The sequence below is a fragment of the Microcoleus sp. A003_D6 genome (assembly GCF_036702825.1).
Classification (GTDB): Bacteria; Cyanobacteriota; Cyanobacteriia; order Cyanobacteriales; family Microcoleaceae; genus Microcoleus.
This window is the reverse complement of record NZ_JAUBWA010000032.1, coordinates 1-23,193: the sequence shown is the minus strand read 5'-3', so window position 1 is coordinate 23,193 and position 23,193 is coordinate 1. Positions and strand designations below refer to the sequence as shown.

Below are 23,193 nucleotides of genomic sequence, written 5' to 3'. Positions count from 1 at the left end.
GGTGTTTGTAGCGAGGACTTTAGTCCTTAGTTATGCGGTTAATTAGCCAATTTTCAAACGATCGTTGACTTTCACTGCTGCGTCGGCCGGCTAGCAAACCTTCAACTCCAATATGTTCGTCTAAATCAACCCATTCAATGGCATAACCATCTCCAAGTAGCTGCCAATTATGTCTTTCCTCCGGGGAACCGTGCAACAAACGGGGATACCAAGCTAAGGGCACGCTCAAACTGCGACCATCAACTAAGTCCACAATTACTTTTTCATCTGTCACCGTGACTTTAATTACGAGGGGTTCTGTTTCAAGTACCAAAGTAGTCATGCCAAGCCTCCAACAATATTTGTTCATATTCCTCTACAAGACGAGCAATCTGGTTTAATTCATGCTCTTTGAAGCCTCGATTTTTTTCTAGAGATACAGGATTCATCCAAAATTTGGCAAGTTGCCGATCGCGCTTAACATGAATGTGAGCTGGTTCGCCTCGATCGGAACTAAAAAAGATGAAACTGTAGGGTCCAACCTGAAGAACCGTAGGCATTAGCTGTTATCGCAAGTTAATTTTCTCCTAAGTTTAACTTGCGATCGCTCTTAAATGTTGGGTACTTTTAAAAATTAGACCTCTTGCAAAAATAACTAGGACGGGCAAGATGCCCATCCCACAAAATTTTTTTTCTTGTGGAACGGGCATCTTGCCCGTTCCAGAATTTGATTAAAAGGATTTTTGCAAGAGGTCTAATAATCAGCCGGCGATCGCCTTTTTACATCTCTACTTTGATTATCGCCCTCGCGCCCTTTTTTCCTGCCTTTTTTAATTTGCTGGCTCATTTCTACAAACAAATCCCTGCGTAAATAAGGATAGTCGCTCACCCATACATCGCGGCTGGGAATGTAAATATCTGAAACTTTGGCAATTCGGCCCAAATCTTCTTGATTTGACATAATTAACATTAAAGCAGCTTGGCCGCGGGCAATTCCTTGGTGATCTTTCCGCAACGGAGCTCTAAGTGTAGTAGTAAATCCGGTTTTGTCGCCAACTTCTAAATTAATTCGCGGTTCTAGGTTGTCAACAATTACGAGTTGTCCTTTTTGATTGACTGTTTCTTCTTGACTGGTGACTTCATCTGTGATGTAAATATCCAAAACTCGCCCTTGCCAAAAACCGCAGTATTGATATTTGCGGCATTCTGCATTTCGCAAACTCGCCCACAAAATTGGCCCCCACAGCCAGTACAAACCAGCTATCAATCCGGTGATTAAAACTAGCGGCCCGACATCGGAACCGGCGAAGTTATAGACAACCAGCACGAAAACTACTGTTACCGCTGAGATTAACATTCGCCTCAAAAAATCGGGTGGTTTTCCCCAGATATATTTGTATTGCGCTCCCGTCGCGACGGCGGGAATCAGTTCTTTAAAGGTTTCGCTGGTTAAGGGAATTAGCATAAGAAGTTCGGCAACGGATGAGTGTAACGGATGCAACGGAGGTCTGTTCGGCAGCGGATTATATTAAGGGTTTGAACGGAGCTAACGGATTGATGCTGAAGTCACAAATCAGAAGTTAGAAGTCAGAAGTTAGAAGTTAGATTAATTCCACATTACCAATGACTAATGACTAATGACTGATGACTGATGACTACTGACTAATGACTACAGTATCTTTTCCAATGACTAATGACTGATGACTGATGACTGATGACTGATGACTGATGACTGATGATTAATGACTACAATATCTTTTCCAAGCCGTAAACGAGCGATCGCAATTCAAGCACTTTGCGTACAGACAGCAAGACTCCTGGCATATAACAAGCTCGATCGCTCGTATCGTGTCGTAAAGTATAAACTTGACCTTGCCCGCCAAAAATTACCTCTTGGTGGGCAATTAAACCGGGCAAGCGGATGCTGTGAATGCGAATCCCTTCATCGGCTAAAGAACCCCGAGCTCCGGCTAATTTTTCGGTTTCCTCAACTTCAGGCAGATTGAAAGTTTTCCCCATTTCTGCTAGCATTTGGGCAGTTTGAATCGCCGTGCCGCTGGGAGCGTCAGCTTTTTGATTGTGGTGCAGCTCGATAATTTCAACGTGTTCAAAATACTGAGATGCCGTGACGGCGGCCTGTTGGAGCAAAACCATGCCGATCGAGAAATTGGGTACGATCAAACAGCCAGTGCTGGCTTTATCAGCGAATTCAGCTAAGTTTTCAATTTGCTTGCTGCTCAATCCGGTAGTACCCACTACCGGGCGAATGCCGTAAGCTATGGCCGATCGCACGTTTTCATAAACTGACGAAGGGTGCGTAAAATCTACCATTACCCCTAACTGCTTTTCCTGAGCAGCCAATACCAGCATTCCTTGCAAGTCGTCAGTGACGGGAACTTCTAACGGGCCGCATCCGGCTAATTCGCCAGCATCGGCGTTGAGGCACTCAGGAGAGCGGTCTACAGCCCCAAATAAGGTCATGTCACTAGCATGGGCGATCGCCTTAATTACTTCGCGGCCCATTTTGCCTGCCGCACCGTTAACAATCACCGGAATCGGAAGTTGATTCGCCATAATCTCAAAAATATCCTGAAATTTCGATCGACTAAATTTTAACGCTTGTGGGAATTTGGGGAAACAAGGAATTAAAGACAGAATTTGTCGGCCAATCTTCTGAAACCCGTTTCCCATCCGAGAAATACTTTGCCAAATCGAGTTATTAGCTTAAAGAAACTCGGTTGCGGCACAATTTCTGAAAAAATTACATTCAATCTCATATTAAGCTCAATTCTGTAAGAACAGACTTGTGCAAAGCTAATTTGCACCGACATATTTTTTCTGTGACTGCCAAATTCTCTCGAAATCTTCGTTCTGTACTGTCTGTCGCAACTGGCTTCGACCTGAGTTCTCAAGGCCGGCGGGTCAGGATTTTGCCTGCAATGCTTGCGGGCGCGACTGTAACGCTGCTGAATATGGGAGTTCGGCAGTTGGGAGGCCTGCAAAGCTTGGAATTGGGGAGTTTTGACTCGTTAGTGCGCTTGCAGCCGGATTCCGGCCCCGATCCGCGACTGCTGGTAGTGGGAATTTCGGAGGCCGATATTCAAGCTTTGGGGAGATTTCCGATTTCCGACAAGGCGATCGCTCAAACCTTGACAAAACTGCAAAAGTATCGGCCAAAAGTTATCGGTTTGGACTTGTACCGGGATTTGCCTCAAGCGCCGGGACACCAAGAATTGCTGGCCGGGCTGAAAGCACCCAATGTGGTGGCGATAAACAAATTGAGCGATTCAGATAGTCCGGGAGTGTCTGCGCCTCCGGGGATACCGCCCGATCGAGTTGGTTTTAACGACTTCGTGCTCGATGCTGACGGCGTTGTGCGCCGCAATTTGCTTTCAGTCTCCCAAGCAGATAAGAAAACTGCTTTCTCGTTTTCTGTGCAAGTGGCTTTGCTGTATCTCAAAGACCGAGTGCATCCGGAAAATAGCCCTGTTAATCCCAACCAAATCAACTGGGGAAAAGCAGAATTTGTGCCTCTCAAATCTGACAGTGGCGGCTATGCAAATCTCGACGCTAGAGGCTACCAAATTCTACTCAAATACCGTTCTGCCAAGCAGGTGGCGCGACAAGTCAGTATCAAACAGGTGTTGAACGGAGAAATTGACCCGAGTTGGGTAAAAGACAAGATTGTGCTGATCGGCACGACGGCACCAAGTACCAGAGACGTGTTTCTAACGCCCTACAGTCCCGCCAAAAGCCAAAGTCCGAAAATGCCGGGGGTGCTGCTGCACGCGCAAATGCTCAGCCAAATATTGAGTGCGGTTTTGCAGGGACGATCGCTGTTTTGGGTGTGGCCGGAATGGGCGGAAATTTTGTGGAACGGTGCTTGGGCGGTGGTTGGCGGGGTTGTGGCTTGGCGTATTGTGCACCCTGCGAGGGCGGGATTGATTGGTGGTGCGGCGTTGATGGGGCTGTTGGGGATTAGTTTTGCGATTTTTCTTGGGGGTGGGTGGGTGCCGCTGGTGTCACCGGCTTTGGGTTTGGTGGTGACTGGTGTGGGTGTCAGCGCTTACAGGAAGGTTTACGATGCTTTTCACGACACTCTGACTGGTTTGCCGAACCGGGATTTGTTTGTCGAGTGCTTGGGGCGGGCGATCGCCAATACTAAGGGCAGCCGCAGCTATCTGTTTGCGGTGCTGTTTCTGGATTTAGACAGGTTCAAGGTAATTAATGATTCTTTGGGTCATTTGGTGGGGGATGAACTGCTGATGTCCGTAGTGCTGCGGCTGAGGGCTTGTTTGGGCAGCGCAGATACTGTGGCGCGGGTGGGGGGCGACGATTTTGCGATTTTGGTGAGGAAGATTGATGTTGCTAGTGCGGTGGATTTGGCCACTCGAATTCACCAAGCTTTAATTGTGCCTTTTGAGTTGAAGGGGCAGGAGGTGTTTGTGACGGCGAGCATCGGGATTGCCATCGGGGGCGAACCCGCTGCTACTGTGAGCGAGCAGCCGGAACACTTGCTGAGGGACGCCCACACGGCGATGTACCGGGCGAAGGCTTTGGGAACGGGAAGGTATCAGGTGTTTAATGCTTCGATGCACGCTTTGGCAGTGGAGAGGTTGCAGTTGGAGACGGATTTGCGGATGGCTCTCAAGCGTGGGGAGTTTTTGCTGCACTACCAGCCTTTTGTATCTTTGGCAAGCGGGAGGATTATTGGGTTTGAGGCTTTGGTGCGCTGGCAGCACCCGCTGCGGGGTTTGATTTCGCCGGTGAAGTTTATTCCGGTGGCTGAGGAAACGGGGGCAATTGTGCCGCTGGGTGAGTGGGTGTTGGAGGAGGCTTGCTGGCAGTTGCGGCTTTGGGAGAGAATGTTTGATTTCGATCGACCTTTGATTATGAGTGTAAATTTATCTGGGAAGCAGTTTGCTCAGCCGGATTTGGTCGATCGCATTCAGGCTATTTTAAGGGCAACGGGTTTGACTCCCGAGAGTTTGAAGTTGGAGATTACTGAGAGTGTGGTGATGGATGATGTGGAGTCGGCGATCGCGGTTTTGAAGCAGATGAAAGTGTTAAATGTCAAGTTGGGAATTGATGATTTTGGCACTGGTTATTCGTCGTTGAGTTATTTAAGTCGGTTTCCTACGGATACTTTGAAGGTTGATAAGTCGTTTGTGGGGCGGATGGAGCTCGAAAGCGAGGGGGAGAATGTGGCGATCGTGCGGACGATTGTAGCGCTGGCTCACGCTTTGGGTATGGATGTGATTGCTGAGGGTGTGGAGACGGCGGCGCAGTTGGCTAAGTTGAGGTCGATCGGCTGCGAATACGGTCAGGGTTATTTTTTTGCTAAGCCGTTACCGAGCGAGGCTGCGACTGCTTTGATGGCCTCCGATCCGCAATGGTAGTCATTAGTTATTCTTGTTCCTGGTTCATATACAATAATCCTCATATCGTAGTTTAGAAAAGCTTTATACCAGAAGTTGCACGATTTTACGGAATAATTATCAAAATTTTCTTTGGAGATCATCCACCGCCTCATTTTCACGCAGTTACAGTGAGTATAATGCTTTGATCGGCATTGAATCTTTAGTTTTAGTAGCTGTAGGGTGCGTCGCCACCCTTAAATCTTAAAGAAGATCCACAATCTTTGAGCGACGCACCGGTGCATACAGGGTGAGCGCAAACAAACCCACACTCATCATTGTTGCTTTCTGGAGGCGAGAATTGGTATTAGTAAACTTCCGCCATTAAAATAACTGTGATTGTTTTATGAAACCTGAGCGCATTGTTTCTGCTCAAGCTATTGACGATAACACCTTGATGGTCAAGTTTGCCAATCTTGAAATCAAGAAATATAACATCTCTAAGTTATTAGACAATCCGATGTTTGCGATGTTAAGCAATCCTGGCTTTTTCAGAAATTTTAAAATTGAACCTGGTGGTTATGCACTGGTTTGGAATGAAGATATCGATATCAGTGAATATGAACTTTGGCAGAATGGAGTCAGTTGCACGGATGAGGAAATTGAGCAATACATTGAATCTATTCATAATTCGTTCGGAGGTAAACGCGATCGTGCCAGAATTATTTGATGTAGTCGAATTGTTAGTAACATTGCCTGACTCTAATTTGCACCAGGGTGTTAGAGGGGCAATTGTAGATTGTTATGATGATGGAAATTACGAGGTAGAAGTTAGCGATCGCTCTGGCGAAACGATAGCTTTGTGTACTCTGTCTACCGAGCAGTTTTTAGTTGTTTGGAAGTCAAAAGAAAGGCGTTGGTTGTCTGTATCTGAGCTATTAGCTGCGATGGTTGGACGTTTGTCAGACGAACGTCAGATACAAGTTTTAGAGTTTGCGCGTTCTTTGTCTGGGAGATAGCGATTTTTTGTGAGGGCGATCGCACCATCTTTCCATATAAGACGTTAAACAACAAAATTTGATAATTTTTGTTATTATGGGGGTAGTAGTTGACTCGAATAGGTGACTCAACATCATGAATATATTCTTAACTCCTGAACTAGAGCAGTTTGTTCAATCAACAGTCAAAAACGGTAGGTACTCATCAGCTTCTGAAGTGATACTGGCTGCGTTACGCTTGCTAAAAGAACGGGAAATTTTAGTTGTTTTGAATCCGGTTTCGTCAGAGGAGAAGCAGAAATCCAGCTATGATTTCTCTGATTTGGCGGGGCGATTAACTTGGCAGGGAGATGCAGTAACAATGCAGAGGAATCTACGCGATGAGTGGTAATCGGTATGTGTTGGATACAAATGCGATCGTTGCTTTGCTTTAAGGGAATATTCAACTCATTGAATTACTTAAAGATGCTGATTGGCTTGGAGTTTCAGTCGTTAGCCAAATTGAGTTTCTGGTGTTTCCTGGGCTGACTCAAGACGATCGTCAAATTTTTGAGCAGTTTCTGCAACGAGTGGAGGTTCTTGGTTTAGTGGCGATGGATGCTGTTTTGATTGAGAAAATTATTGAAATTCGCCAGCAACATCGCTTGAAACTAACGGATGCGGTTATTGCAGCAATGGCAATCCAAAATTCAGCAAGTTTGGTGACGGCCGATCGAGAGTTTGGAAAGGTAACAAGTTTAACGGTAATTAATTGGTAGAGATTGCCATCGATCGAGAAAAAGGAGTCAAGGGCGATCGACCTTTTGATTTCACAAAGGGCGATCGACCTTTCCAGACCGAAAAAGCGATCGTCCTTCTCACTAATTCACAAGATAATCGCTCAGAGTTTTTAGTAAGCGTTGATGTCGCTCTGATGAAATAGCTCCAATAGAACCGATAATTTGATTGCGAGGCAATACAGCAAGGAAACCTAACCGAATTAACGATTGAGACCGCAAACCACTGGCAGTAAAGTCTGAATCTGAAGGGGAAATAATATCGTCAAAATCTGGAACCTGTTGATGTAGTTGGGTGCTAACACCACAAACTAAAAAATCTCCATAAGAAAGTAGTTCCCTCAGAAGGATGACTGGACGATTCTTAATTGTCCCGTCAGCTTGAGGAATTGGGGTGAGAACAACATCAGCTTCCTGCATAGTCAGGATTTGGTGTTTTAATTGCATCGATCGGGTAATCGTCGTTCTGACTGTAGGCATTGTTTAGTTGATGCCTTGACAACCACAACCAGGCTTCGCGTTCTGCCGATTGTTCCGGGAGGACTGTGACAATGAGTTTTATGTTTGGTTCAAGCTTATGGGGTTCATCTAGCTGAATAGATTGCCCATCAAAATGTGCTGACAAAGAAATAAGCTTCATGGCTGGGATATCTAGAAGGCGAGAGCTTTTTGTAAGTTTATCATATTTTGACGCCTTATGGAAACAGGCTTTGGCCCGTTTCTCTACCATTAATTTGCTCCATTCCTCTGAAAAACGATCGACCTTTTGATTTCACAAAGGGCGATCGACCTTTCGATACCAAAAAGTGCGATCGCCCTTCCCTGAGAAAAAGTCGTAAAGGGCGATCGACTATTGCAAGATGCCAAAAAGAGCGATCGCCCTTCCCTGAGAAAAAGTCGTAAAGGGCGATCGACTATTGCAAGATGCCAAAAAGAGCGATCGCTCCTAATCTCAAGGATGCTATCATAGATGAACAGTTACTATGTCTTTATGGGTAAATGACATGAACGCTAAAGAATTGCTCCTTCAAGAAGTGGATAATATTCCAGAATTTATATTAGAAGAAGTTTGGGATTTTCTGCAATTTCTAAAAGTAAAATATGATATAGATAAGTTAGAATCAAGCCTGCTCAGTGAATCTGCTTTGCAAAAAGACTGGTTAAAGTCAGAGGAGGATGAAGCATGGCAGAATTTGTAAAAGGTGATGTGGTAAGCTGTGTTGCATCTAGATTGCCTATGGTATTAGAGAGGGAGAGGGTCCGATGGGGATCGGGGGAGAGGATTTGACGATTGTTCGATCGGGACTCGAAATATACAATTTAAATGCACAACAGCTTAGTTGTTCCATTCCCATTTTCAGATTTAACACAAGCGAAACGCCGACCGGCTTTAGTTATAGCAAGTTTGACAGGAGACGATCTAATTCTTTGTCAGATTACTAGCCAGAGAATAGCCGATCGCTATGCGATTACTCTGGAAAGTAGTGATTTTAGTGAGGGCGGACTTAACCAAACGAGCAACATTAGACCTAATCGCTTGTTTACGGCTGACCGAGAAATTATACTTTATAAAGCTGGTAAGCTTAAGGCTGAGAAGTTGAACGAGGCGATCGCTAAAATCGTTGAAATTATTCAGCAGTAATTCTCTATTGTCAAGCGTTCCGTCTGTTCAAAATGCTGTTTGACTATGTTGTAAAGGGATCTCGACCTTTTAATGCAAAAAGAGCGAGATCCCTTGATTGAGAAAAAGGAGTGAAGGGCGATCGACTATTGTAATATGTCAAAAAGTGCGATCGCCCGCCTAAGAGTGAAAAAGTCGTAACGGGCGATCGACCTTTTGATGCAAAAAGTGCGATCGCCCGCCTAAGAGTAAAAAAGTTGTAAAGGGCGATCGACCTTTCGATACCAAAAAGAGCGATTGCATTGCTTTTCTTCAATCAGTATTGAAGACATCCTGCAAGTTACGATAACCGCCAATAACGCGCAAAATTTCAATACCATCACCAACTATTTGATAAAAAACTATGTATCCCATCAATGGCACACCACGTAAATTGGGGGCAAATTGTGAATACGATCGCCCCAAGTATGGAAACTGCGCGATCTGCTGACATTTTTTACCAAATCCTTCCACAAAGCGATCTCCCGCATCTACACTTTGCGCCAAGAAGTAATCGGAAATTTCGGACAAATCTCGACTTGCTTCGAGGGTAATAAGCAAGCGATTCATGCTATTACTTTTCTGGCTTTTTTCACTTTATCTCTAAGTTGAGCTAATACATCGTCTGCATTGAGCAACTCACCCCGTTGCGCCTGTTCTCGTGCTAGATCAATTTTCTTCCGAGTTTCTTGGGCCCACGCTAAATAGTTTGGGCTGTTGTCGTCATCGGATAAAGTAATATCATCGATTAATAACAGTAAGGCTGTATTAATTGCTTCTTCAATGGAGGGATATTGACCATGCTTTACTAAAGCTTCAAGGAGTTGGGTTTGTTCTTGGCTTAAGGTGATTTGCATTGTTACCTCTGATGGGGGCAAGGGTTGGACAACTCTTCTACTGTATCGCATTTTATTACAAAAAGGCGATCGCCCGCCTAAGAGTGAAAAAGCAGTAAAGGGATCTCGACCTTTCCATTTCAAAATAATCGCCTCTTCACCTATAATCTCAAATAACATCCAGTCCCCCCCTTCTTAAGGGGGGTTAGGGGGGATCTGGCCCAAATTAGGAGAGATAATGCCCAAATTAAACGACTCAAACTTCCACCTACCATACAACCCAAAACTCATCCCCATCGCCAAAGAACTTCGGAAAAACCCAACTCCTGCGGAAAAGAAACTTTGGCAGAATTTTCTGAGAAATTTCCCTTTGCGAGTTTTGAGACAGATCCCGATAGACAATTTTATTGTAGATTTTTATTGTGCTGCTTTACAGTTAGTAATTTAGATTGATGGGGAGAGTCATTTTACAGAACAAGGGAAACTATATGATGCAGAAAGAACCGGGATTTTAGACGGGTATGGATTGAAGGTTGTCAGGTTTACAAATGTTGAGGTGTTGCAGAGTTTTGAGGGGGTTTGTGGGGAGTTGTTGGGTTCGATCGAGGGTGATTTTTGAGGACTGATCCCCCCTAGCCCCCCTTAAGAAGTAGGGTGGTTTTATTGTCATCAGAAAAATTAGGTACGTAGTTGGGCTTCAGCCCTCTTTATATATATGTTTAAAGAGGGCCCAAGCCCAACTACGTACCTTGATTAAATATTACAGTTGCGTCTAATACGCCACCCAACCTTTGAGCGATGATTTCTGTAGTTTTAGATTTCTTCTCCCGACAATAAAACCACCCTGCCTAGCCCCCCTTAAGAAGGGGGAGACATGAAGGGAGGAGAGTTGAATGGGTGGCCCGATGCGATCGAGGCTATCGCTGACCGACTTGAGGCTAATAGTTGTATAATAGACAAAGTAGGCAAGCACAAAAAGTGAAAACCGATGTCACAGGCAATCCTTAACCAAATTGTCAATCAGCTTGAAATGCTGGAATTTTTCGAGTTACAGGAACTCGATCGGGCGATCGGGAAATATCTGGCCCAGAAACAGCAAGCTACTCAACCAAATCAAAAATCTGCTAAAAAAAGGCAATTATTTCGAGAGTGGGATGCCATTTCTGATGAGGAAGCTGCGGTACTAAAATTTGAGTTTGCCGCAGAAGATTTAGAGTTTACAGAAGTTGCCTTAAGTGATTATCTTCCTGGACTTCAGCAACAGGATAAAATCTGATGCTAGGAGATGTTTATTTAGCCGATTTGAATCCTTCGAGAGGGTCAGAACAAGCAGGAATTAGACCAGTAATTGTTGTACAGCGAGATACATTAGACCGCTTTACGACAACAGTCATCGTAGTTCCCGTAACAAGTAATCTGCGGCGTGCTAAAATACCAGGGACAATTATTTTGCCGAATGGTGAAGGTGGTTTAACACAAGATTCAGTCGTGCTTTGCTATCAAATAGTAGCGGTAGATAGAGAGCGATTAATCAAAAAATTGGGCACTCTTTCAGCAGATTATGTATCAAGATTACAGGTGGCATTGCAGTATACATTGCAAATGGATGAATTTGAGAATGTAGAAGAATAGAATGAGTTGAAGTGCGATCGCACTTTTCGACTAATTCCAAGAGGTCGATCGCACTTTTGGCATCTGGTATAGATGAAGGGCGATCGCGCTTCCCTGCAAAAACATTCGTAACCAAAAGGGCGATCGGGCGGACGTTGAGTTGAGGAGATAGATCGCCCTTTTTTGAGAAAGAGGAGGAAAGAGCGATCGACCTTTGGATGCAAAAAGAGCGATCGCCCTTCGTTGAGAAAAAGGAGTAAAGGTCGATCGCCCATCGCACTCAAAAACCAACCGTCACTTATCTATCTGGAAGAAGGCGCTAGTTTTATTTATCGAAACGCGGCCTAATCTTCAGAAAACTTGACAAATCGCAAATTTGAGTCGCGAAAAGTTGACTCAGGAAGGGATCTCGCCCCTTGAGAAAAAGTAATAAAGCGCGATCGCACTTTTTGACTAATGGTAAAGGGGCGAGATCCCTCGATTATGGCAGATATAAAAAGGCGATCGCAGAAGCCAGCATTTTCAATACACCTCATCATGACTGCCAATGTCGAGCAAGAGAATTTCTTCATCTCCCAACTCTGGATTTTTAACAAAATCAAATACAATCCGACAGTCATATTCCACAGTACAAGCCCAAGAGCCAGCTAATTGACCTTTGAGTTTGTGTGTTTGCAGTGATGGCTCGAAAGAGTTTTATGCCAAAAGTCTCAAGACATCTTCAACTTTAGTCTGTAGCTCCGGGTGTTTGCGGATGAGGGCTTTGTAGGCACGTTTAAACGATGGAGCAAAGGTAATAGTTTTCAACGGTTTAGCTCCGCTATCGCTTCATTAACTGTACCTCGAAAGACGTTTCCAGATAGATAGTCCTGTTTTCCTTGTGCAATATTAGTGGCAATTTCTGCGCGACGGCGATCGCTAAGCCTGCGGTGCATGATGGCAAGTAGAGTGGTTTGTTCGTCTGCTGACAAGGTTTCGATCGCGTCTAAAATGCTATCAAATGTTAAAGTTTGCATGGTGAGTTAGATTTAAAGGCTCAGATGGCTCTGTCTTATTTTACTGAAGTTTAATTGAATTTGCTGAAGGCGATCGAGCTTTCTAACTGATTTTAAAATCGACCTTTCGATGTCAAAAGTGCGTTAGCGAAGCCCTCGAAGAGGATCGCCCGTCTAAGAGTGAAAAAGTCGTAAAGGGCGATCGACCGGCACGATACCAAAAAGTGCGTTAGCGAAGCCCTCGAAGAGGATCGCCCGTCGCGCGTGAAAAAGTTGTAAAGGGCGATCGACCGGCACGATACCAAAAAGTGCGTTAGCGAAGCCCTCGAAGAGGATCGCCCTTCCCTACATTTATTAAAGCACTTGCGGTAATTGTCGAATAGAGATAATTTGGGATAAACTAAATATAGGTGTTAATTTGAATTTTCAGGAAGTTTTATGACAGCAGTTATTTCCGAACATATTGAAATTACTCCCGGAGTGTGCGGGGGGAAACCGCGCATAGCCGGACATCGCATCCGAGTTCAAGATGTGGTCGTTTGGCACGAACAAATGGGAATGTCTCCTGATGAAATTGTGTCGCGGTATCCGACGATTACTTTAGCGGATGTGTACGCAGCTTTGACTTATTACCACGACCATCTTGAAGAAATTCGTCAACAAATGCGCGAAAGTGACGCTTTTGTACAAGAATTGCAAGCAAAAATTCCTTCCAAGGTGCAACAAAAATTAAGAGGACAGAATCTTGGAAGAAATCAGATTTCACATGGATGAGCAAGTCGATCGGGCGATCGCGGAAGCTTTGAGAAGGCGTGGTATTAATCTCACTACTACACCAGAAGCAGGACTTTTAGGTGCAGTTGATGAAGAACAATTAGCTTTCGCAATTTCTCAACAGCGAGTAATATTTACTCGTGATGACGATTTTTTAGCATTTCATCAGCGTGGTGTAGAACACTATGGTCTTGTTTACTGTCACCAAAACAGTCGGTCAATCGGTGAAATTGTGCGAGGATTGATTTTGATTTGGGAGGTACTGGAACCGTCGGATATGCAGAATCATATAGAGTTTATTTGAACAAAAGATCGCTCTTTTTTGAGAAACATAAATAACAAGCGATCGACCTTTCGATACCAAAAAGAGCGATCGCCCTTGGTTGAGCAAAAGTTGTCAAGGGCGATCGACCTTTGGATACTAAAAGAGCGATCGCCCGCCGCCCGTAAAAAAGTTGTAAAGGGCGATCGACCGGCACGATACCAAAAAGTGCGATCGCCCTCTCCATCCCCATTCATGCGATCGGATTGGACGATCGCTAATCGAGCTTGGGCTTACAATCAGCAAAGGATAGAGCCTCTTCATCCAGATAGCCTGCGATCGCCATTTCAATTACTGCCCAAACTGGATAGTTCATGGTTTTAGCGCGCATGAACAGTGCTTTACGAATTGTTTCGGGTAATCCTTCTAGAAATATTTGTGCTAATTCAGGTGACAGATGTCCAGTAATCACAGGTTGAGTTTGCATCTTCGTTAGTCCCTCGCTGGAATTTTCACATTATAGGGTGGGTGAATCGCTTGAATGATTAGGCTTTCTAACTCTGATGATAACTGAATCCATTGAGTAAAATCTAATTGGTAAAAGGCGATGCGGATGTCTGTGACTTTCAATTCTTCAATGAATGCCCAAAGTAAGGGTTTGTGGCCACCACGAAAGCGATCGCGTAGTGTTCTAGTTTTCCCAATGTAGAGGATTCCTTGCGGTGCGATGTTTGACGGCGTAGATACCAGCGGCCATCGGTAGTTCTCGAAATTCTTTAGTAACAGCTATACAATCCTGAAAAGGAATGGATGCAAGAGTACGCAATATGGCTTCGGCTTCTTGCTGGATGGATTCAGGCATAGAAGTGGGAAAATTGGCAGTTTTTTAATCGTACAGCACGATCGACCTCTACATTTCAAAAAGGGCGATCGACCTTTTGATGCTAAAAGAGCGATCGCCCTTCCCCGTGAAAAAGTCGTAAAGGGTGATCGACCTTTCGATGCTAAAAGAGCGAGATTCCTTCCCTGAGAAAAAGTTGTCAAGGGTGATCGACCTTTCGATGCTAAAAGAGCGATCGCCCATCACCCGTGAAAAAGTAGTCAAGGGCGATCGACCTTTCAATGCCAAAAATCGCCCTTGGCTGAATCAGTGGTTACTCGATCATCGTACTAGGTCTAGTTTTTACAGATAAAATGCTGTTACAAACTAAGAGCTAAAGGTTGTTCTACTAACTGTTCAATAACTAGCGAGTGACAAAGAGCTTCAATTTTGTTATGGGTACCAATGTCAAAAAACAGATGCAGCCACTCGTCAGGGGAAAGAGAGAGATTTTCTATCCAAGGTGAGGGGTTAACTTTTCCCCAACCGATAATTGTGCCGAGGTTAGTAGGTATTTGATTGAAGTCATCAGGATTTGGATTGAGTTGGATGTCCAAGCGAATGCAGGATTTGAGGATTAAATTTAGATGTTGATCGGTTGTGGAAATCTCAGGAGAATTCTCAGTTGAGTTGAGTTCCCAATAGTAGTTGAATTTGAGGATATAATCGTAGGGAAATTGCCAACCCATTGAGAGTAATTCTGCTTCGGTAAAGTCGTATTTTTGCCAAATTTCTTCAAAATTCATAGTCTTGTTTGGGGTGATATTATGGTATGAGATTAAAGTGGGTTTCTGCACGATTTCCGGGTTTCCCTAATGCGTTTAAGGGTTGTTCTCCGGGCGCTCCACCTCCGGGGCCATTGTAAACGCGAGTGTAGGATGAACCATCGGGTTTAGTCATAATTCTGACACTACATAGATTATCTGGGCTTGTCCAAATTATACCTTGACCGCTTTTTGATCCGCCTCTAGCTGGGGTGGGTATCCAACGGTCAGCTATGAGTTGAGTTTCCAGGGTGGTTTTGTCAATTCCACTAACGAGTAAATTGAGGACATCTATGGTACTGAGGATGTTACCTGATGACATGGGTTAAGGATATTTAGTTTTTGGATGCTGCGATCGCAATTCGTAGTATTATCGCATTGTTTACTTGATGATAATTCTATTTTGACTGATTAAGAGCGATCGCCCTTCGCGCGTGAAAAAGTCGTAAAGGGCGATCGACCTTTCGATACAAAAAGAGCGATCGCCCTTCGCCCGTGAAAAAGTCGTAAAGGGCGATCGACATTTCGATACAAAAAGAGCGTTAGCGAAGCCCTCGAAGAGGATCGCCCGCCGCCAGTAAAAAAGTTGTAAAGGGCGATCGACCGGCACGATACCAAAAAGAGCGATCGCCCGCCGCCAGTAAAAAAGTTGTAAAGGGCGATCGACCACTCTATTAACTATTGCCTAGCAAGGTAATCACCAAGAACCTCAGCCACTCCGGTAATATATTCTTTGTCTATTTTTATTTCTGAGTTATATAACTCATTAGACCATGCCTGCCAATCATAACTATTCCTCACATTACCTCTACTTATCACATTATAACCTTCCTCAATAATTACATTGGCATCCTTAAAAATCTTGATTAAAGATTCAATCGTAGCCAACATATCATTCGCAATACCTGCGAGTTTGGAAAGATTTAATAGCATTGAAAAAGCAGCAGACATTAGTTGAGCGCTAGAGAAAAATTTCACGGCGTTCAAGAATTCTCGGTCATCTTCGTCAAGGTATATACCACTTTGACCAGTAAGGATTTTGTCGATATCCCGAATTTTCTCAATCTCGTCATAGATGTCTTTCAAGTCACCACTTAGTCCAGCAAATCCACTTACACGGTTTTTGTCCATCCATCCGATAATGTCACCGCCTATAGCAGATACGACACTGGCGAGTTTACTGAAGTTTTCAGGTTTAGTAATATCTTCTGTAGCCTCCTGTAAATCTCCCAACTTATTTGACAATATCCATCCCAATCCGTCCGCAAGTTTTCCTAAGTCTTTTGAAATTCTTTCACTTTCCTCTCGTTGCCAGTAATTTTGTTGAGAGTAATATGATGATAATTTGGCAAGGGGGCCACCTTTTATGAGAGCGTTAATTCTCAAGTAAGCAGAGATGCTATAAAAAGCACCCTTACTAGAATTTTGAACGATTATTCTGCCCCCCTCAGTCAAATTTTCTACGAGATATGAAAGCCATGGGTAGTTAACCCAGCTAAGCTTCTGCTGAATAGCCTCTTTAGCTTGCTTACGTCCCAACTCCCACGATTGTTTCAAATTATAAAGCTTAAGTGCAGTGTCAGAGTCTTCAGAATCTGCAATTGAATCGATATAGTCCTCAATGAGATCGTCTGTTTGAGTCGTATAATCAATAGCGTTCTTGAGCCGATAATTTAGTCCCTTCAGTTGAATGTATTCACCATAGTTAAACTCCTTACCTGTGCCAGGTCGATTAGCAAATTTCTTGAGAAGTAGATTGTCCTGGTCACTTGAAATAGGAAGTTCAAATTGATTGCCATTATTAATGAGCCAATCAAGCTCTTCAAGGCTTTGCTTAGTCCATGAGAGTGACTTCAATCCCAATTCTAAATAGCTGTTATGATCTGTTTTAGAAGGAGAATCATTAATTTCTGTAGCTCCAATTACGAACTCAGCAATCGGCCCTACACTCCCCCCAGAGTTATTCGAGTTATTGAAACTACCACCACCTTCAATTTCTGTAGCTCCAATTACGAACTCAGCAATCGGCCCTACACTCCCCCCAGAGTTATTCGAGTTATTGAAACTACCACCACCTGTGGACGAATTTTCTATTGGTGTAATACTACCACCAGTAATCACATCAACGGGACCAAGTAAGGTATTATTGTTATTACTCCCACCCGTGTTACCAGTACCCCCACCAGTGTTATTATTGCTTCCACTGCTCTTAGGCAAATAAACAAAAGTTCCCCGTTGAATTTGTCGCGCTTCAGCCTCGGTGTAAGTTGGACCATCTGGATATTTGCGAATTTCTCCCCAGCGATTGCCATTACCTAATTCACGGGCTGCGATTTCATAAAGGGTGTCATCTAAAGTTCCTAAATGACCAAACTCATAGGGAGTCATCCCGTCAATAGGTGAATTGTTATTACCACCATTGTTGGAACCGCCACCAGCAGAAGCAGCAGTCGAAATGGAGCCACCTTTAAAATCTTGCTTCCATCCACCGTTAAATCGATAGCGATCCGAAGTAGGGTAGTCCAAGTTTATACCCTTACTAACTGCATCTTGGTATTCAGTCCAAAAAGCACCGCCAACCCAATAGGAATTATCATTGGCACCAGACTTCATAATTGCTCCTGAACCTTCAGAACCTCCTGAAAATTCTTGAATATAGCCATTAGCAACCAAAGGATGCACGTTACCCGTGGCAGAACCCAAAGCCGATGAGCCGCCATTGCGGTTGAAAGTACCAACGTAAGTTTGATGGGTGTTAGTACCGTCGTAACCCACTGTATTATTCAGGTTCTGTTGAGGCGTTTCCCAAGGGTGATAAGCTTTTGCCTGTTGTCCATCCCAATAAATGTATCCGCCTTCAAAATCAATACGTTGGCCATCTTTCCAGTTCTCGTTTGCTTTTGTTGGGAAGCCTAACCAGCCACTATAACTACCATTTTGATTGTAGGTATCTTTAAAGGAATACCATAGGGCGATCGCCCCTGATCGATCACTCCAATAGACAGTACCATTATCGTAATTTCGACCGTAACCCTGTGCTTTATTTAGTGAAGAAATCGTCCGCCCATAGTCACCAATAGGATTGCCTAATAGGTTTCTAGCATACTGATATGTGTTATCAATCTCTTTCTGCCATTGAGGAATCGGTGGAGCATAAGGATCTCCTAATTCGATATCTTTGAGATCGCTTTCAGGAAATGTTGGCATAACCGTAACATTTATGCCGATCGCTCTCAAAGTATCCCAATCAGGAACGAAACGTCGCTTCCCTGACTGCATCAAATAAATACGTCCAGACAAATCCTGAAATACATCGCCGTCTTTACGTGAAGGTAAATCATCTCCATCAGGAATCCGAGCTAAATCTTCATTCAAGAAATGCTTCACTGTATTCAGATCAATTTTTAATGCGTTCAATGTTTCTTGATTTGGAACCCTTCGCAATCTACCATTTTGGACTAAATAGTAATCCGAACCATAGCCAGCAATGACTTGATTTTCCGGCGATCGCGCTGACACATTCACTGCATATACACTTGTCGCATCAGATGAAAGAGAACCTACTTGTAAGTAATAATCTCCTGCCCCTAAGATTACATCGAGATCGAGTGGTTCCGTTGTAAGAGTACCAGTCTTAATTTCCTCACCCGGATCGACTTGACCATTACCATTTCGGTCTTGGAGCAACCACCACTGAGCACCAGTGCCGGATTGAGACAATTGAAAATTTACTAATTTCAAGCTGTCGAAGCTAAATTTGTAGAAATCGTTTAAATCGTTACCACCTATTGAACTAAGAATATACCCTATTCCAACCTGATTGCTATTAACCCCATCTCCTAAGTCAGCACCACCAGAAGGCAATAATACATTGGCGGCAGTCTGGATTGAGTAGTTTCCATCCGGATCGCCTACAGGAGTTGCCGATAGTTTCAAGTCATATTCATCACCATCATAGTCTTTTGGCTTATGAACGAGGACGTAATAACTTCCAGGTTTGAGAGTCTGGCTAAACTCTGGAACAACACCATTAGGAGGAATGCCTGAAATGATATCAATATGTGTAGAATCGTCGCTGTTGAAATACCAGTCTTGGAACAAATAAAACCCAGTATTTCCCATCTTTCCACTCAATGCAAAATCTACTTTGCTTTCACTGGTGATGTTAAACTTGTAGTAATCAAAGCGGTCATTTCTATCAATAACATCATGAAAAGTTTGTGTGCCAATTAAAGTACCAATATCACGAGCCTTGTCCGGTGAATTTCCTGCATAATCTGGAGGTATTTCAAAGGGTAGAGGTACCGCACTAATTTCGATAACCCCGATCGCCTTTCCAGTACCATAGCTATACCAACTCGCTTGACCAGAAGGCTGCACCGTCAAATACCCGTTCTTGTAATAGTGATTAACAACCCCATTACTTATCACAGTCTTATCAAACGCCCCAGCAGACGAGGGAACTTGCCCTTGTCCGGGTTGTGGCGCATTGGGAGCAAAAGTGGCATTCAGCGTATAAGGTCGTACCAGCGTCTGTTGAGTCGAATTCCAATCAGGTTCTAGCCAAACATTGCTGGGAGTTTTCACCTCAATGTCATAGCGCCCTTTATTGAGATCGAGTTCCAACCATCCATCCGAGTTAGCAGAAACCTCAAGACTAGCAATTGATTCCGGTCGATCATCAGAACCAATAAACTTCTTAACGCTCACCTCCATTTTACCGTTGGGAGAATTCAAATTAATCCTGATTTTCCCCGACTCATTCACCTCCATCCCATACTTAGCAATCCGGTTGTTGAATTGTATATTGTCATAAGTGACAACACCTGATAAATTACTTAACTCAGAAACAGCAGGCCCTGAAAAAACCGCACTTTGCAGGCTGTTGTCTAAGGAATAATAGGGCTGAGTTCTGTACTGTATATTCCCAGTAAAACTCGAAACTCGATCGGCGATAAACTGAGTTGATATGTTGTAATCGTTGAAACTAGACCCAGCCCCGTTGCCGACTTTGAGATAGTACGTCCCCGGATCGTAGAAATTGCCACCTTGAAAAGAAGTCTGTCCTTCCCCTACAATAGAAGTTTGAAGAGAAGCCCCTTTAAAGAAGGTATGAGATCCAGGCTTGCCGTCAGCTTTCGTAACAGTTACCTGCGGGGGAGTGGGAAATCCTGAAACAGGGTTGAGACTGGTCAAATTCCAACTCACATAACCAGGTTCAGTTACCGTAAATTGGTAATATTTTTCAGGCTGGTTCGAGTCAACTCGATCGCTATCCGAGAAACTAGACGATGCTTGTACAGTAGCCGCAGCAAGAGAATTCCCACCTTTAGCCGCCCGTTCCTCTGGCGTAACAGTCCCTTCACCACTCCAAGTATCAGGCGTTACCCAAGGTGCGGGCTGATAAACTTTTGGCATTGTCGCCTCCGCCCAAGCCACCGCCGCCACCATATTTAACAACCCAGCACCAGTTTCGCCATCCCAATTGGGAGTCTTTAAATCAGTCGCAGTATCCTTGATGATTTGAATCACTTGGCGATAGCTCAAACTAGGATTCGCCGCCCAAACTTGCGAAACAGCACCCGTGACTTTCGCAGTCGCCACCGAAGTCCCCGCCATCGCACCTACGCCATCGCCAGTAGTGGACAACACTGGATTTTTCACTGTCCCCCCGTCGGCCAGAATATCCAAACCCGCACCGTAGCTGGAATAGTCCGATCGATCGTAAGCCTTAGAAAGCGCTATTTCATCATTAACTCGTTCCGCCGCACCGACAGTAATAATGTTGTCAAATTCCTGCGAAGCTTGACCCAAAACTGACATCACACCGCCATCGTTACCAGCCGCAACTACCAGCAATACGTTATGCTGACGCGCATATTCGATCGCACTTCTTTCCTCCGGCGTAAATTCGTAGCGAGTAGTAACGCTACCGTCAGGATTGACTTGAGTTAAATCTAAACTCAGGTTGACAACAGCATTCGGTTGATTCGACTCGATCGCAGCATTGACAAATTCAACCAAAGATTCCGCCCACTGTCCAGAACCGATCGCCCGCCCCACCCACAAAGGCGATCGATCATTCACCCCATCAATGCCCACACCATTGTTTTGAGTTGCGCCAATAATCCCTAAAATGTGCGTACCGTGTTCGCTACCTTCACCTGTCGCCAATAAAGGGTTAGCATCATTAGAAACGCGATCGCGCCCTAAAATAATCCGTGAATAGTCAATATCAGGATTATTGCCACTGAAACCCGTATCAATTACACCCACTAACGGCTGATTTGCTACAGGAAACTCAAACTGTACTGGTTGAATAGGTTCGATCGCAGGTGGTGCGACTTTCACCACCATATCTTCCAGCCGCGAAATCAACGCCGCTGTATTATCCGACACAGGAGTCGCTTTTGTTTGCTCCCTCAACTTCTCAGTCATCGTTTCCAAACGAGCAATCAAAGTGCGATCGATCGCATTTTCGGCAACAACATCAGCACTACCCAAATTACTCAAACGTTGTTTAATGCTTTCCAATCGCGCAATCCAATCAGCATTGACATCCTGATAATTTTGTGCTAACTCCTCCTTAGCCGGTGGTGCGATCGTCACCGTCGAATTATCCTCAGTTGGTTTTTCAACTGTTGGATAAATTGGTAATGACTCTTTTGGTGCAGCATCATTAACACCCCCAGTCTCAGTCTGAGTAACTATCTCCTTTTTCTGCGAATCTACAGCAATATTCGTACCGACAACTGGCATAGTCTGCGCTGCTAGCGGTGGCACAACCGCTGGAGTTTCTTTACTCTCAACCGCCGTCGTTGGCTGACTTTCCTTCACCGACTCTACAGGATTTGTGGCTACAACAACTTTAGGAGTTTCAGTTTTCTCTACATCAGTTACTAAAACCTGCTTCGATTCCTCTTTTGCCGGGGTTTTCGCTGGCAAAACTTCCGGTTTTGTTTCTACCTTTGTCAGACTTTCCGCTGGCAAAACTTCCGGTTGAGTTTCTACCTTCTCCGTTGGTGTCGTTGCAGCAACTTCCGTCTCAACAGTAGATTTGGCTGGCAAAGTTGGCGTTGCTGGTGCTTCGGTAACTTCGTCTTTTACCTCAGTAGCCTGTGGGGAAACAGGCGTTTTTTCAATTGGTAATTTTTCCGTCGAATCCGCCACAGTATCCTTGTCAGACGTTGGTGTAGTTGTCGCACCTGCCGTTGGCTTTGTATCTACCTTGTCGGTTGTTTCAACCTTAGTCGAATCACCTGATTTATTCGCAATATCTTTGACTTCTTCCTCAGTCGTCACCGCTGGAGTAGTAGGCTTTGCATCTACTTTTTCAGGTATTTCAGCCTTAGTCGAATCACCAGAATTATTCGCAGTATCTTTGACTTCTTCCTCAGTCGTTACCGCTGGAGTAGTAGGCTTTGCATCTACCAGATCCGTTGTTTCAACTTGGGTTGCATCAGTAGTATTTTTGTCAGTATTTGTGGCAGGCGCTGGAGTTGTGGGAGTCTCTTTCTCTGAAGTTGATGGATTGAGAATTTCCGTTTCTAAATCATCAAGTAAATCCGATAGTTCATCATCTACCGTTGGTTTGGGTTCCGGTGTAATGTAAGGTGTGGCATAAGCAATAATTGCTTTACCTAAATCAGTTTTCCGCCAATCTTTATCCGGGTTTACCACAGAATCCATCAAAGCCGCTTTACCTTTAGCACCTCGCACTTGGAAGGTAAGATCGTTGTAATCCTTGTCACTTCCTGAATCGAACCGCATATCCTCCATTGCAAAGGTATTGCCTTCTCCCGTTATATCGGCAATTTGACCCAAGTGAAATGCTTCGTTAGGATTCGCTGTCACCATCGAGAACAAAGGACGTTTATCGCCGCCAAAAGTCGGATAATCGGACAGGAACTTGAAAGTATCGTTAGGTACGAGCATGATCCCAAATTCATCCCCAGGCGTCATCGCAAAAGTCTTGACTCCTAAATACGCTCCCTCGTTATAATTGCCTTCTGGTAAATTACCGGAAAATCTCGCACCTTCGCTCAAGTCATCGATAACTATGTGACCTTTTTCCGAGTTGCTGAGCGCTCTCGAAGCTGCTTCTTTGATAAACTCTGTGGAGCCTGGTACAAACTTTTCCATGCCTTTGAGGCTGATAATAGCTAGTTGACCCCGATACAAACCGCCATCTAATAGGTAATCGATGCCGACTTTTCCAGTGCTGTCGGCTCTCCTGACTTTATGGTGTATAATGTAACAAACAATACATTTGCTGTCATGGACTTTTATTTGGACTATATA

General features: G+C 44.3%; 33 protein-coding genes and 1 pseudogene. 14 read left to right on the top strand and 20 right to left on the bottom strand.

The genetic code is table 11. The annotated features are described in order from the left end of the window. Positions 1 to 19 precede the first annotated feature (19 nt). From QUB70_RS11580 to dapB, 4 genes are all read right to left on the bottom strand, one after another. Complete coding sequence (locus QUB70_RS11580; RefSeq protein WP_332980408.1) at positions 20 to 322, bottom strand: DUF2442 domain-containing protein; 303 nt, start codon at positions 320 to 322, stop codon at positions 20 to 22. Next, the gene (locus tag QUB70_RS11575; protein WP_332980407.1) at positions 303 to 539 is read right to left on the bottom strand and encodes a DUF4160 domain-containing protein; all 237 of its coding nucleotides are present in this window, start codon (positions 537 to 539) and stop codon (positions 303 to 305) included. The genes QUB70_RS11580 and QUB70_RS11575 overlap by 20 nt, the downstream gene beginning before the upstream one ends. Before the next feature lie 194 nt (positions 540 to 733). After that, a complete protein-coding gene (locus QUB70_RS11570; protein WP_332980405.1) occupies positions 734 to 1,444 on the bottom strand; it encodes a phosphate ABC transporter permease in 711 nt (236 codons plus the stop codon). 281 nt (positions 1,445 to 1,725) lie between these two features. Beyond that, positions 1,726 to 2,553, bottom strand: a complete 828-nt coding sequence (dapB, locus tag QUB70_RS11565; RefSeq protein ID WP_332980404.1) for a 4-hydroxy-tetrahydrodipicolinate reductase — start codon at positions 2,551 to 2,553, stop codon at positions 1,726 to 1,728. Positions 2,554 to 2,918: 365 nt separating this feature from the next. On the opposite strand from dapB, the gene QUB70_RS11560 reads away from it, so the two are divergent. The 6 genes from QUB70_RS11560 (at position 2,919) to QUB70_RS11535 (ending at position 7,256) form a co-directional block, all read left to right on the top strand. Then, positions 2,919 to 5,378, top strand: a complete 2,460-nt coding sequence (locus QUB70_RS11560) for an EAL domain-containing protein (protein ID WP_332980431.1) — start codon at positions 2,919 to 2,921, stop codon at positions 5,376 to 5,378. Between the two features lie 364 nt (positions 5,379 to 5,742). Next, the gene (locus QUB70_RS11555; protein WP_332980403.1) at positions 5,743 to 6,066 is read left to right on the top strand and encodes a DUF2442 domain-containing protein; all 324 of its coding nucleotides are present in this window, start codon (positions 5,743 to 5,745) and stop codon (positions 6,064 to 6,066) included. Further along, a complete protein-coding gene (locus QUB70_RS11550) occupies positions 6,050 to 6,355 on the top strand; it encodes a DUF4926 domain-containing protein (protein ID WP_332980402.1) in 306 nt (101 codons plus the stop codon). Before QUB70_RS11555 ends, QUB70_RS11550 begins: the two co-directional genes overlap by 17 nt. A 115-nt stretch (positions 6,356 to 6,470) precedes the next feature. Further along, positions 6,471 to 6,725, top strand: a complete 255-nt coding sequence (locus QUB70_RS11545) for a type II toxin-antitoxin system ParD family antitoxin (protein WP_332980400.1) — start codon at positions 6,471 to 6,473, stop codon at positions 6,723 to 6,725. Positions 6,726 to 6,774: 49 nt separating this feature from the next. After that, positions 6,775 to 7,092, top strand: coding sequence for a type II toxin-antitoxin system VapC family toxin (locus tag QUB70_RS11540; protein ID WP_332980430.1), 318 nt, complete (start codon positions 6,775 to 6,777; stop codon positions 7,090 to 7,092). Continuing rightward, positions 7,086 to 7,256, top strand: a complete 171-nt coding sequence (locus QUB70_RS11535; protein ID WP_332980434.1) for a hypothetical protein — start codon at positions 7,086 to 7,088, stop codon at positions 7,254 to 7,256. Before QUB70_RS11540 ends, QUB70_RS11535 begins: the two co-directional genes overlap by 7 nt. Here QUB70_RS11535 and QUB70_RS11530 read toward each other — a convergent pair. The 3 genes from QUB70_RS11530 to QUB70_RS11520 form a co-directional block, all read right to left on the bottom strand. Beyond that, positions 7,195 to 7,530, bottom strand: a complete 336-nt coding sequence (locus QUB70_RS11530; protein WP_332980399.1) for a type II toxin-antitoxin system PemK/MazF family toxin — start codon at positions 7,528 to 7,530, stop codon at positions 7,195 to 7,197. The two genes, QUB70_RS11535 and QUB70_RS11530, sit on opposite strands and share 62 nt — an antisense overlap. Next, positions 7,517 to 7,750 (bottom strand): hypothetical protein, encoded by a 234-nt coding sequence (locus QUB70_RS11525; protein WP_332980398.1) that lies wholly within the window; start codon positions 7,748 to 7,750, stop codon positions 7,517 to 7,519. The genes QUB70_RS11530 and QUB70_RS11525 overlap by 14 nt, the downstream gene beginning before the upstream one ends. Positions 7,751 to 7,839: 89 nt before the next feature. Continuing rightward, entirely contained in the window at positions 7,840 to 7,977 is a 138-nt protein-coding gene (locus QUB70_RS11520; protein ID WP_332980397.1) for a hypothetical protein, read from the bottom strand. Positions 7,978 to 8,114: 137 nt separating this feature from the next. Here QUB70_RS11520 and QUB70_RS11515 point away from each other — a divergent pair, with 137 nt between their 5' ends. Together QUB70_RS11515 and QUB70_RS11510 are read left to right on the top strand one after the other, a co-directional pair. Beyond that, the gene (locus QUB70_RS11515) at positions 8,115 to 8,309 is read left to right on the top strand and encodes a hypothetical protein (RefSeq protein ID WP_332980396.1); all 195 of its coding nucleotides are present in this window, start codon (positions 8,115 to 8,117) and stop codon (positions 8,307 to 8,309) included. A 125-nt stretch (positions 8,310 to 8,434) separates the two neighbouring features. Continuing rightward, positions 8,435 to 8,752, top strand: coding sequence for a type II toxin-antitoxin system PemK/MazF family toxin (locus QUB70_RS11510; protein WP_332980394.1), 318 nt, complete (start codon positions 8,435 to 8,437; stop codon positions 8,750 to 8,752). A 43-nt stretch (positions 8,753 to 8,795) separates the two neighbouring features. On the opposite strand, the gene QUB70_RS11505 is transcribed toward QUB70_RS11510, so the two are convergent. The 3 genes from QUB70_RS11505 to QUB70_RS11495 are packed head-to-tail and all read right to left on the bottom strand — an operon-like array spanning position 8,796 to position 9,786. Then, entirely contained in the window at positions 8,796 to 9,047 is a 252-nt protein-coding gene (locus tag QUB70_RS11505) for a hypothetical protein (protein WP_332980393.1), read from the bottom strand. Next, positions 9,044 to 9,340, bottom strand: coding sequence for a type II toxin-antitoxin system RelE/ParE family toxin (locus tag QUB70_RS11500; protein WP_332980391.1), 297 nt, complete (start codon positions 9,338 to 9,340; stop codon positions 9,044 to 9,046). Before QUB70_RS11500 ends, QUB70_RS11505 begins: the two co-directional genes overlap by 4 nt. After that, on the bottom strand, positions 9,337 to 9,786 hold the full coding sequence (locus QUB70_RS11495; protein ID WP_332980389.1) for a hypothetical protein: 450 nt from the start codon (positions 9,784 to 9,786) through the stop codon (positions 9,337 to 9,339). The genes QUB70_RS11500 and QUB70_RS11495 overlap by 4 nt, the downstream gene beginning before the upstream one ends. 58 nt (positions 9,787 to 9,844) lie before the next feature. On the opposite strand from QUB70_RS11495, the pseudogene QUB70_RS11490 reads away from it, so the two are divergent. The 3 genes and pseudogenes from QUB70_RS11490 to QUB70_RS11480 all read left to right on the top strand — a co-directional run bounded on the left by QUB70_RS11490 (position 9,845) and on the right by QUB70_RS11480 (position 11,238). Further along, a pseudogene (locus QUB70_RS11490) lies at positions 9,845 to 10,225 on the top strand (endonuclease domain-containing protein). A gap of 369 nt (positions 10,226 to 10,594) precedes the next feature. Continuing rightward, positions 10,595 to 10,882 carry a hypothetical protein gene (locus QUB70_RS11485; protein ID WP_332980388.1) on the top strand — a complete coding sequence of 96 codons (288 nt, stop codon included), beginning with the start codon at positions 10,595 to 10,597 and terminating at the stop codon, positions 10,880 to 10,882. Continuing rightward, positions 10,882 to 11,238 carry a type II toxin-antitoxin system PemK/MazF family toxin gene (locus tag QUB70_RS11480; protein WP_332980387.1) on the top strand — a complete coding sequence of 119 codons (357 nt, stop codon included), beginning with the start codon at positions 10,882 to 10,884 and terminating at the stop codon, positions 11,236 to 11,238. The genes QUB70_RS11485 and QUB70_RS11480 overlap by 1 nt, the downstream gene beginning before the upstream one ends. Before the next feature lie 30 nt (positions 11,239 to 11,268). Here QUB70_RS11480 and QUB70_RS11475 read toward each other — a convergent pair whose 3' ends face one another. Then, positions 11,269 to 11,508, bottom strand: coding sequence for a hypothetical protein (locus QUB70_RS11475; RefSeq protein WP_332980386.1), 240 nt, complete (start codon positions 11,506 to 11,508; stop codon positions 11,269 to 11,271). A 192-nt stretch (positions 11,509 to 11,700) separates the two neighbouring features. Here QUB70_RS11475 and QUB70_RS11470 point away from each other — a divergent pair, with 192 nt between their 5' ends. After that, positions 11,701 to 11,868 carry a hypothetical protein gene (locus QUB70_RS11470; protein WP_332980385.1) on the top strand — a complete coding sequence of 56 codons (168 nt, stop codon included), beginning with the start codon at positions 11,701 to 11,703 and terminating at the stop codon, positions 11,866 to 11,868. Between the two features lie 152 nt (positions 11,869 to 12,020). On the opposite strand, the gene QUB70_RS11465 is transcribed toward QUB70_RS11470, so the two are convergent. After that, positions 12,021 to 12,233 (bottom strand): hypothetical protein, encoded by a 213-nt coding sequence (locus QUB70_RS11465; RefSeq protein WP_332980384.1) that lies wholly within the window; start codon positions 12,231 to 12,233, stop codon positions 12,021 to 12,023. Between the two features lie 417 nt (positions 12,234 to 12,650). Between QUB70_RS11465 and QUB70_RS11460 the strand changes: the two genes are divergently transcribed. Next, positions 12,651 to 12,986: a DUF433 domain-containing protein gene (locus QUB70_RS11460; RefSeq protein WP_332980383.1), complete on the top strand. Its 336-nt coding sequence runs from the start codon at positions 12,651 to 12,653 to the stop codon at positions 12,984 to 12,986. Next, complete coding sequence (locus tag QUB70_RS11455) at positions 12,958 to 13,290, top strand: DUF5615 family PIN-like protein (protein ID WP_332980382.1); 333 nt, start codon at positions 12,958 to 12,960, stop codon at positions 13,288 to 13,290. The genes QUB70_RS11460 and QUB70_RS11455 overlap by 29 nt, the downstream gene beginning before the upstream one ends. Here QUB70_RS11455 and QUB70_RS11450 read toward each other — a convergent pair. The 8 genes from QUB70_RS11450 to QUB70_RS11415 form a co-directional block, all read right to left on the bottom strand. Next, the gene (locus QUB70_RS11450; protein ID WP_332980381.1) at positions 13,283 to 13,501 is read right to left on the bottom strand and encodes a hypothetical protein; all 219 of its coding nucleotides are present in this window, start codon (positions 13,499 to 13,501) and stop codon (positions 13,283 to 13,285) included. The two genes, QUB70_RS11455 and QUB70_RS11450, sit on opposite strands and share 8 nt — an antisense overlap. Positions 13,502 to 13,525: 24 nt before the next feature. Next, positions 13,526 to 13,735 (bottom strand): hypothetical protein, encoded by a 210-nt coding sequence (locus tag QUB70_RS11445; RefSeq protein ID WP_332980380.1) that lies wholly within the window; start codon positions 13,733 to 13,735, stop codon positions 13,526 to 13,528. Between the two features lie 204 nt (positions 13,736 to 13,939). After that, positions 13,940 to 14,110, bottom strand: coding sequence for a hypothetical protein (locus QUB70_RS11440; RefSeq protein WP_332980379.1), 171 nt, complete (start codon positions 14,108 to 14,110; stop codon positions 13,940 to 13,942). 48 nt (positions 14,111 to 14,158) lie between these two features. Next, positions 14,159 to 14,377 carry a hypothetical protein gene (locus QUB70_RS11435; RefSeq protein WP_332980378.1) on the bottom strand — a complete coding sequence of 73 codons (219 nt, stop codon included), beginning with the start codon at positions 14,375 to 14,377 and terminating at the stop codon, positions 14,159 to 14,161. A 71-nt stretch (positions 14,378 to 14,448) separates the two neighbouring features. Next, a complete protein-coding gene (locus QUB70_RS11430) occupies positions 14,449 to 14,874 on the bottom strand; it encodes a hypothetical protein (protein WP_332980377.1) in 426 nt (141 codons plus the stop codon). A gap of 19 nt (positions 14,875 to 14,893) precedes the next feature. After that, positions 14,894 to 15,214: a hypothetical protein gene (locus QUB70_RS11425; RefSeq protein ID WP_332980376.1), complete on the bottom strand. Its 321-nt coding sequence runs from the start codon at positions 15,212 to 15,214 to the stop codon at positions 14,894 to 14,896. 60 nt (positions 15,215 to 15,274) lie between these two features. After that, positions 15,275 to 15,562 (bottom strand): hypothetical protein, encoded by a 288-nt coding sequence (locus tag QUB70_RS11420; RefSeq protein ID WP_332980375.1) that lies wholly within the window; start codon positions 15,560 to 15,562, stop codon positions 15,275 to 15,277. Positions 15,563 to 15,570: 8 nt separating this feature from the next. Then, complete coding sequence (locus QUB70_RS11415) at positions 15,571 to 23,073, bottom strand: S8 family serine peptidase (RefSeq protein WP_332980373.1); 7,503 nt, start codon at positions 23,071 to 23,073, stop codon at positions 15,571 to 15,573. Positions 23,074 to 23,193 lie beyond the last annotated feature (120 nt).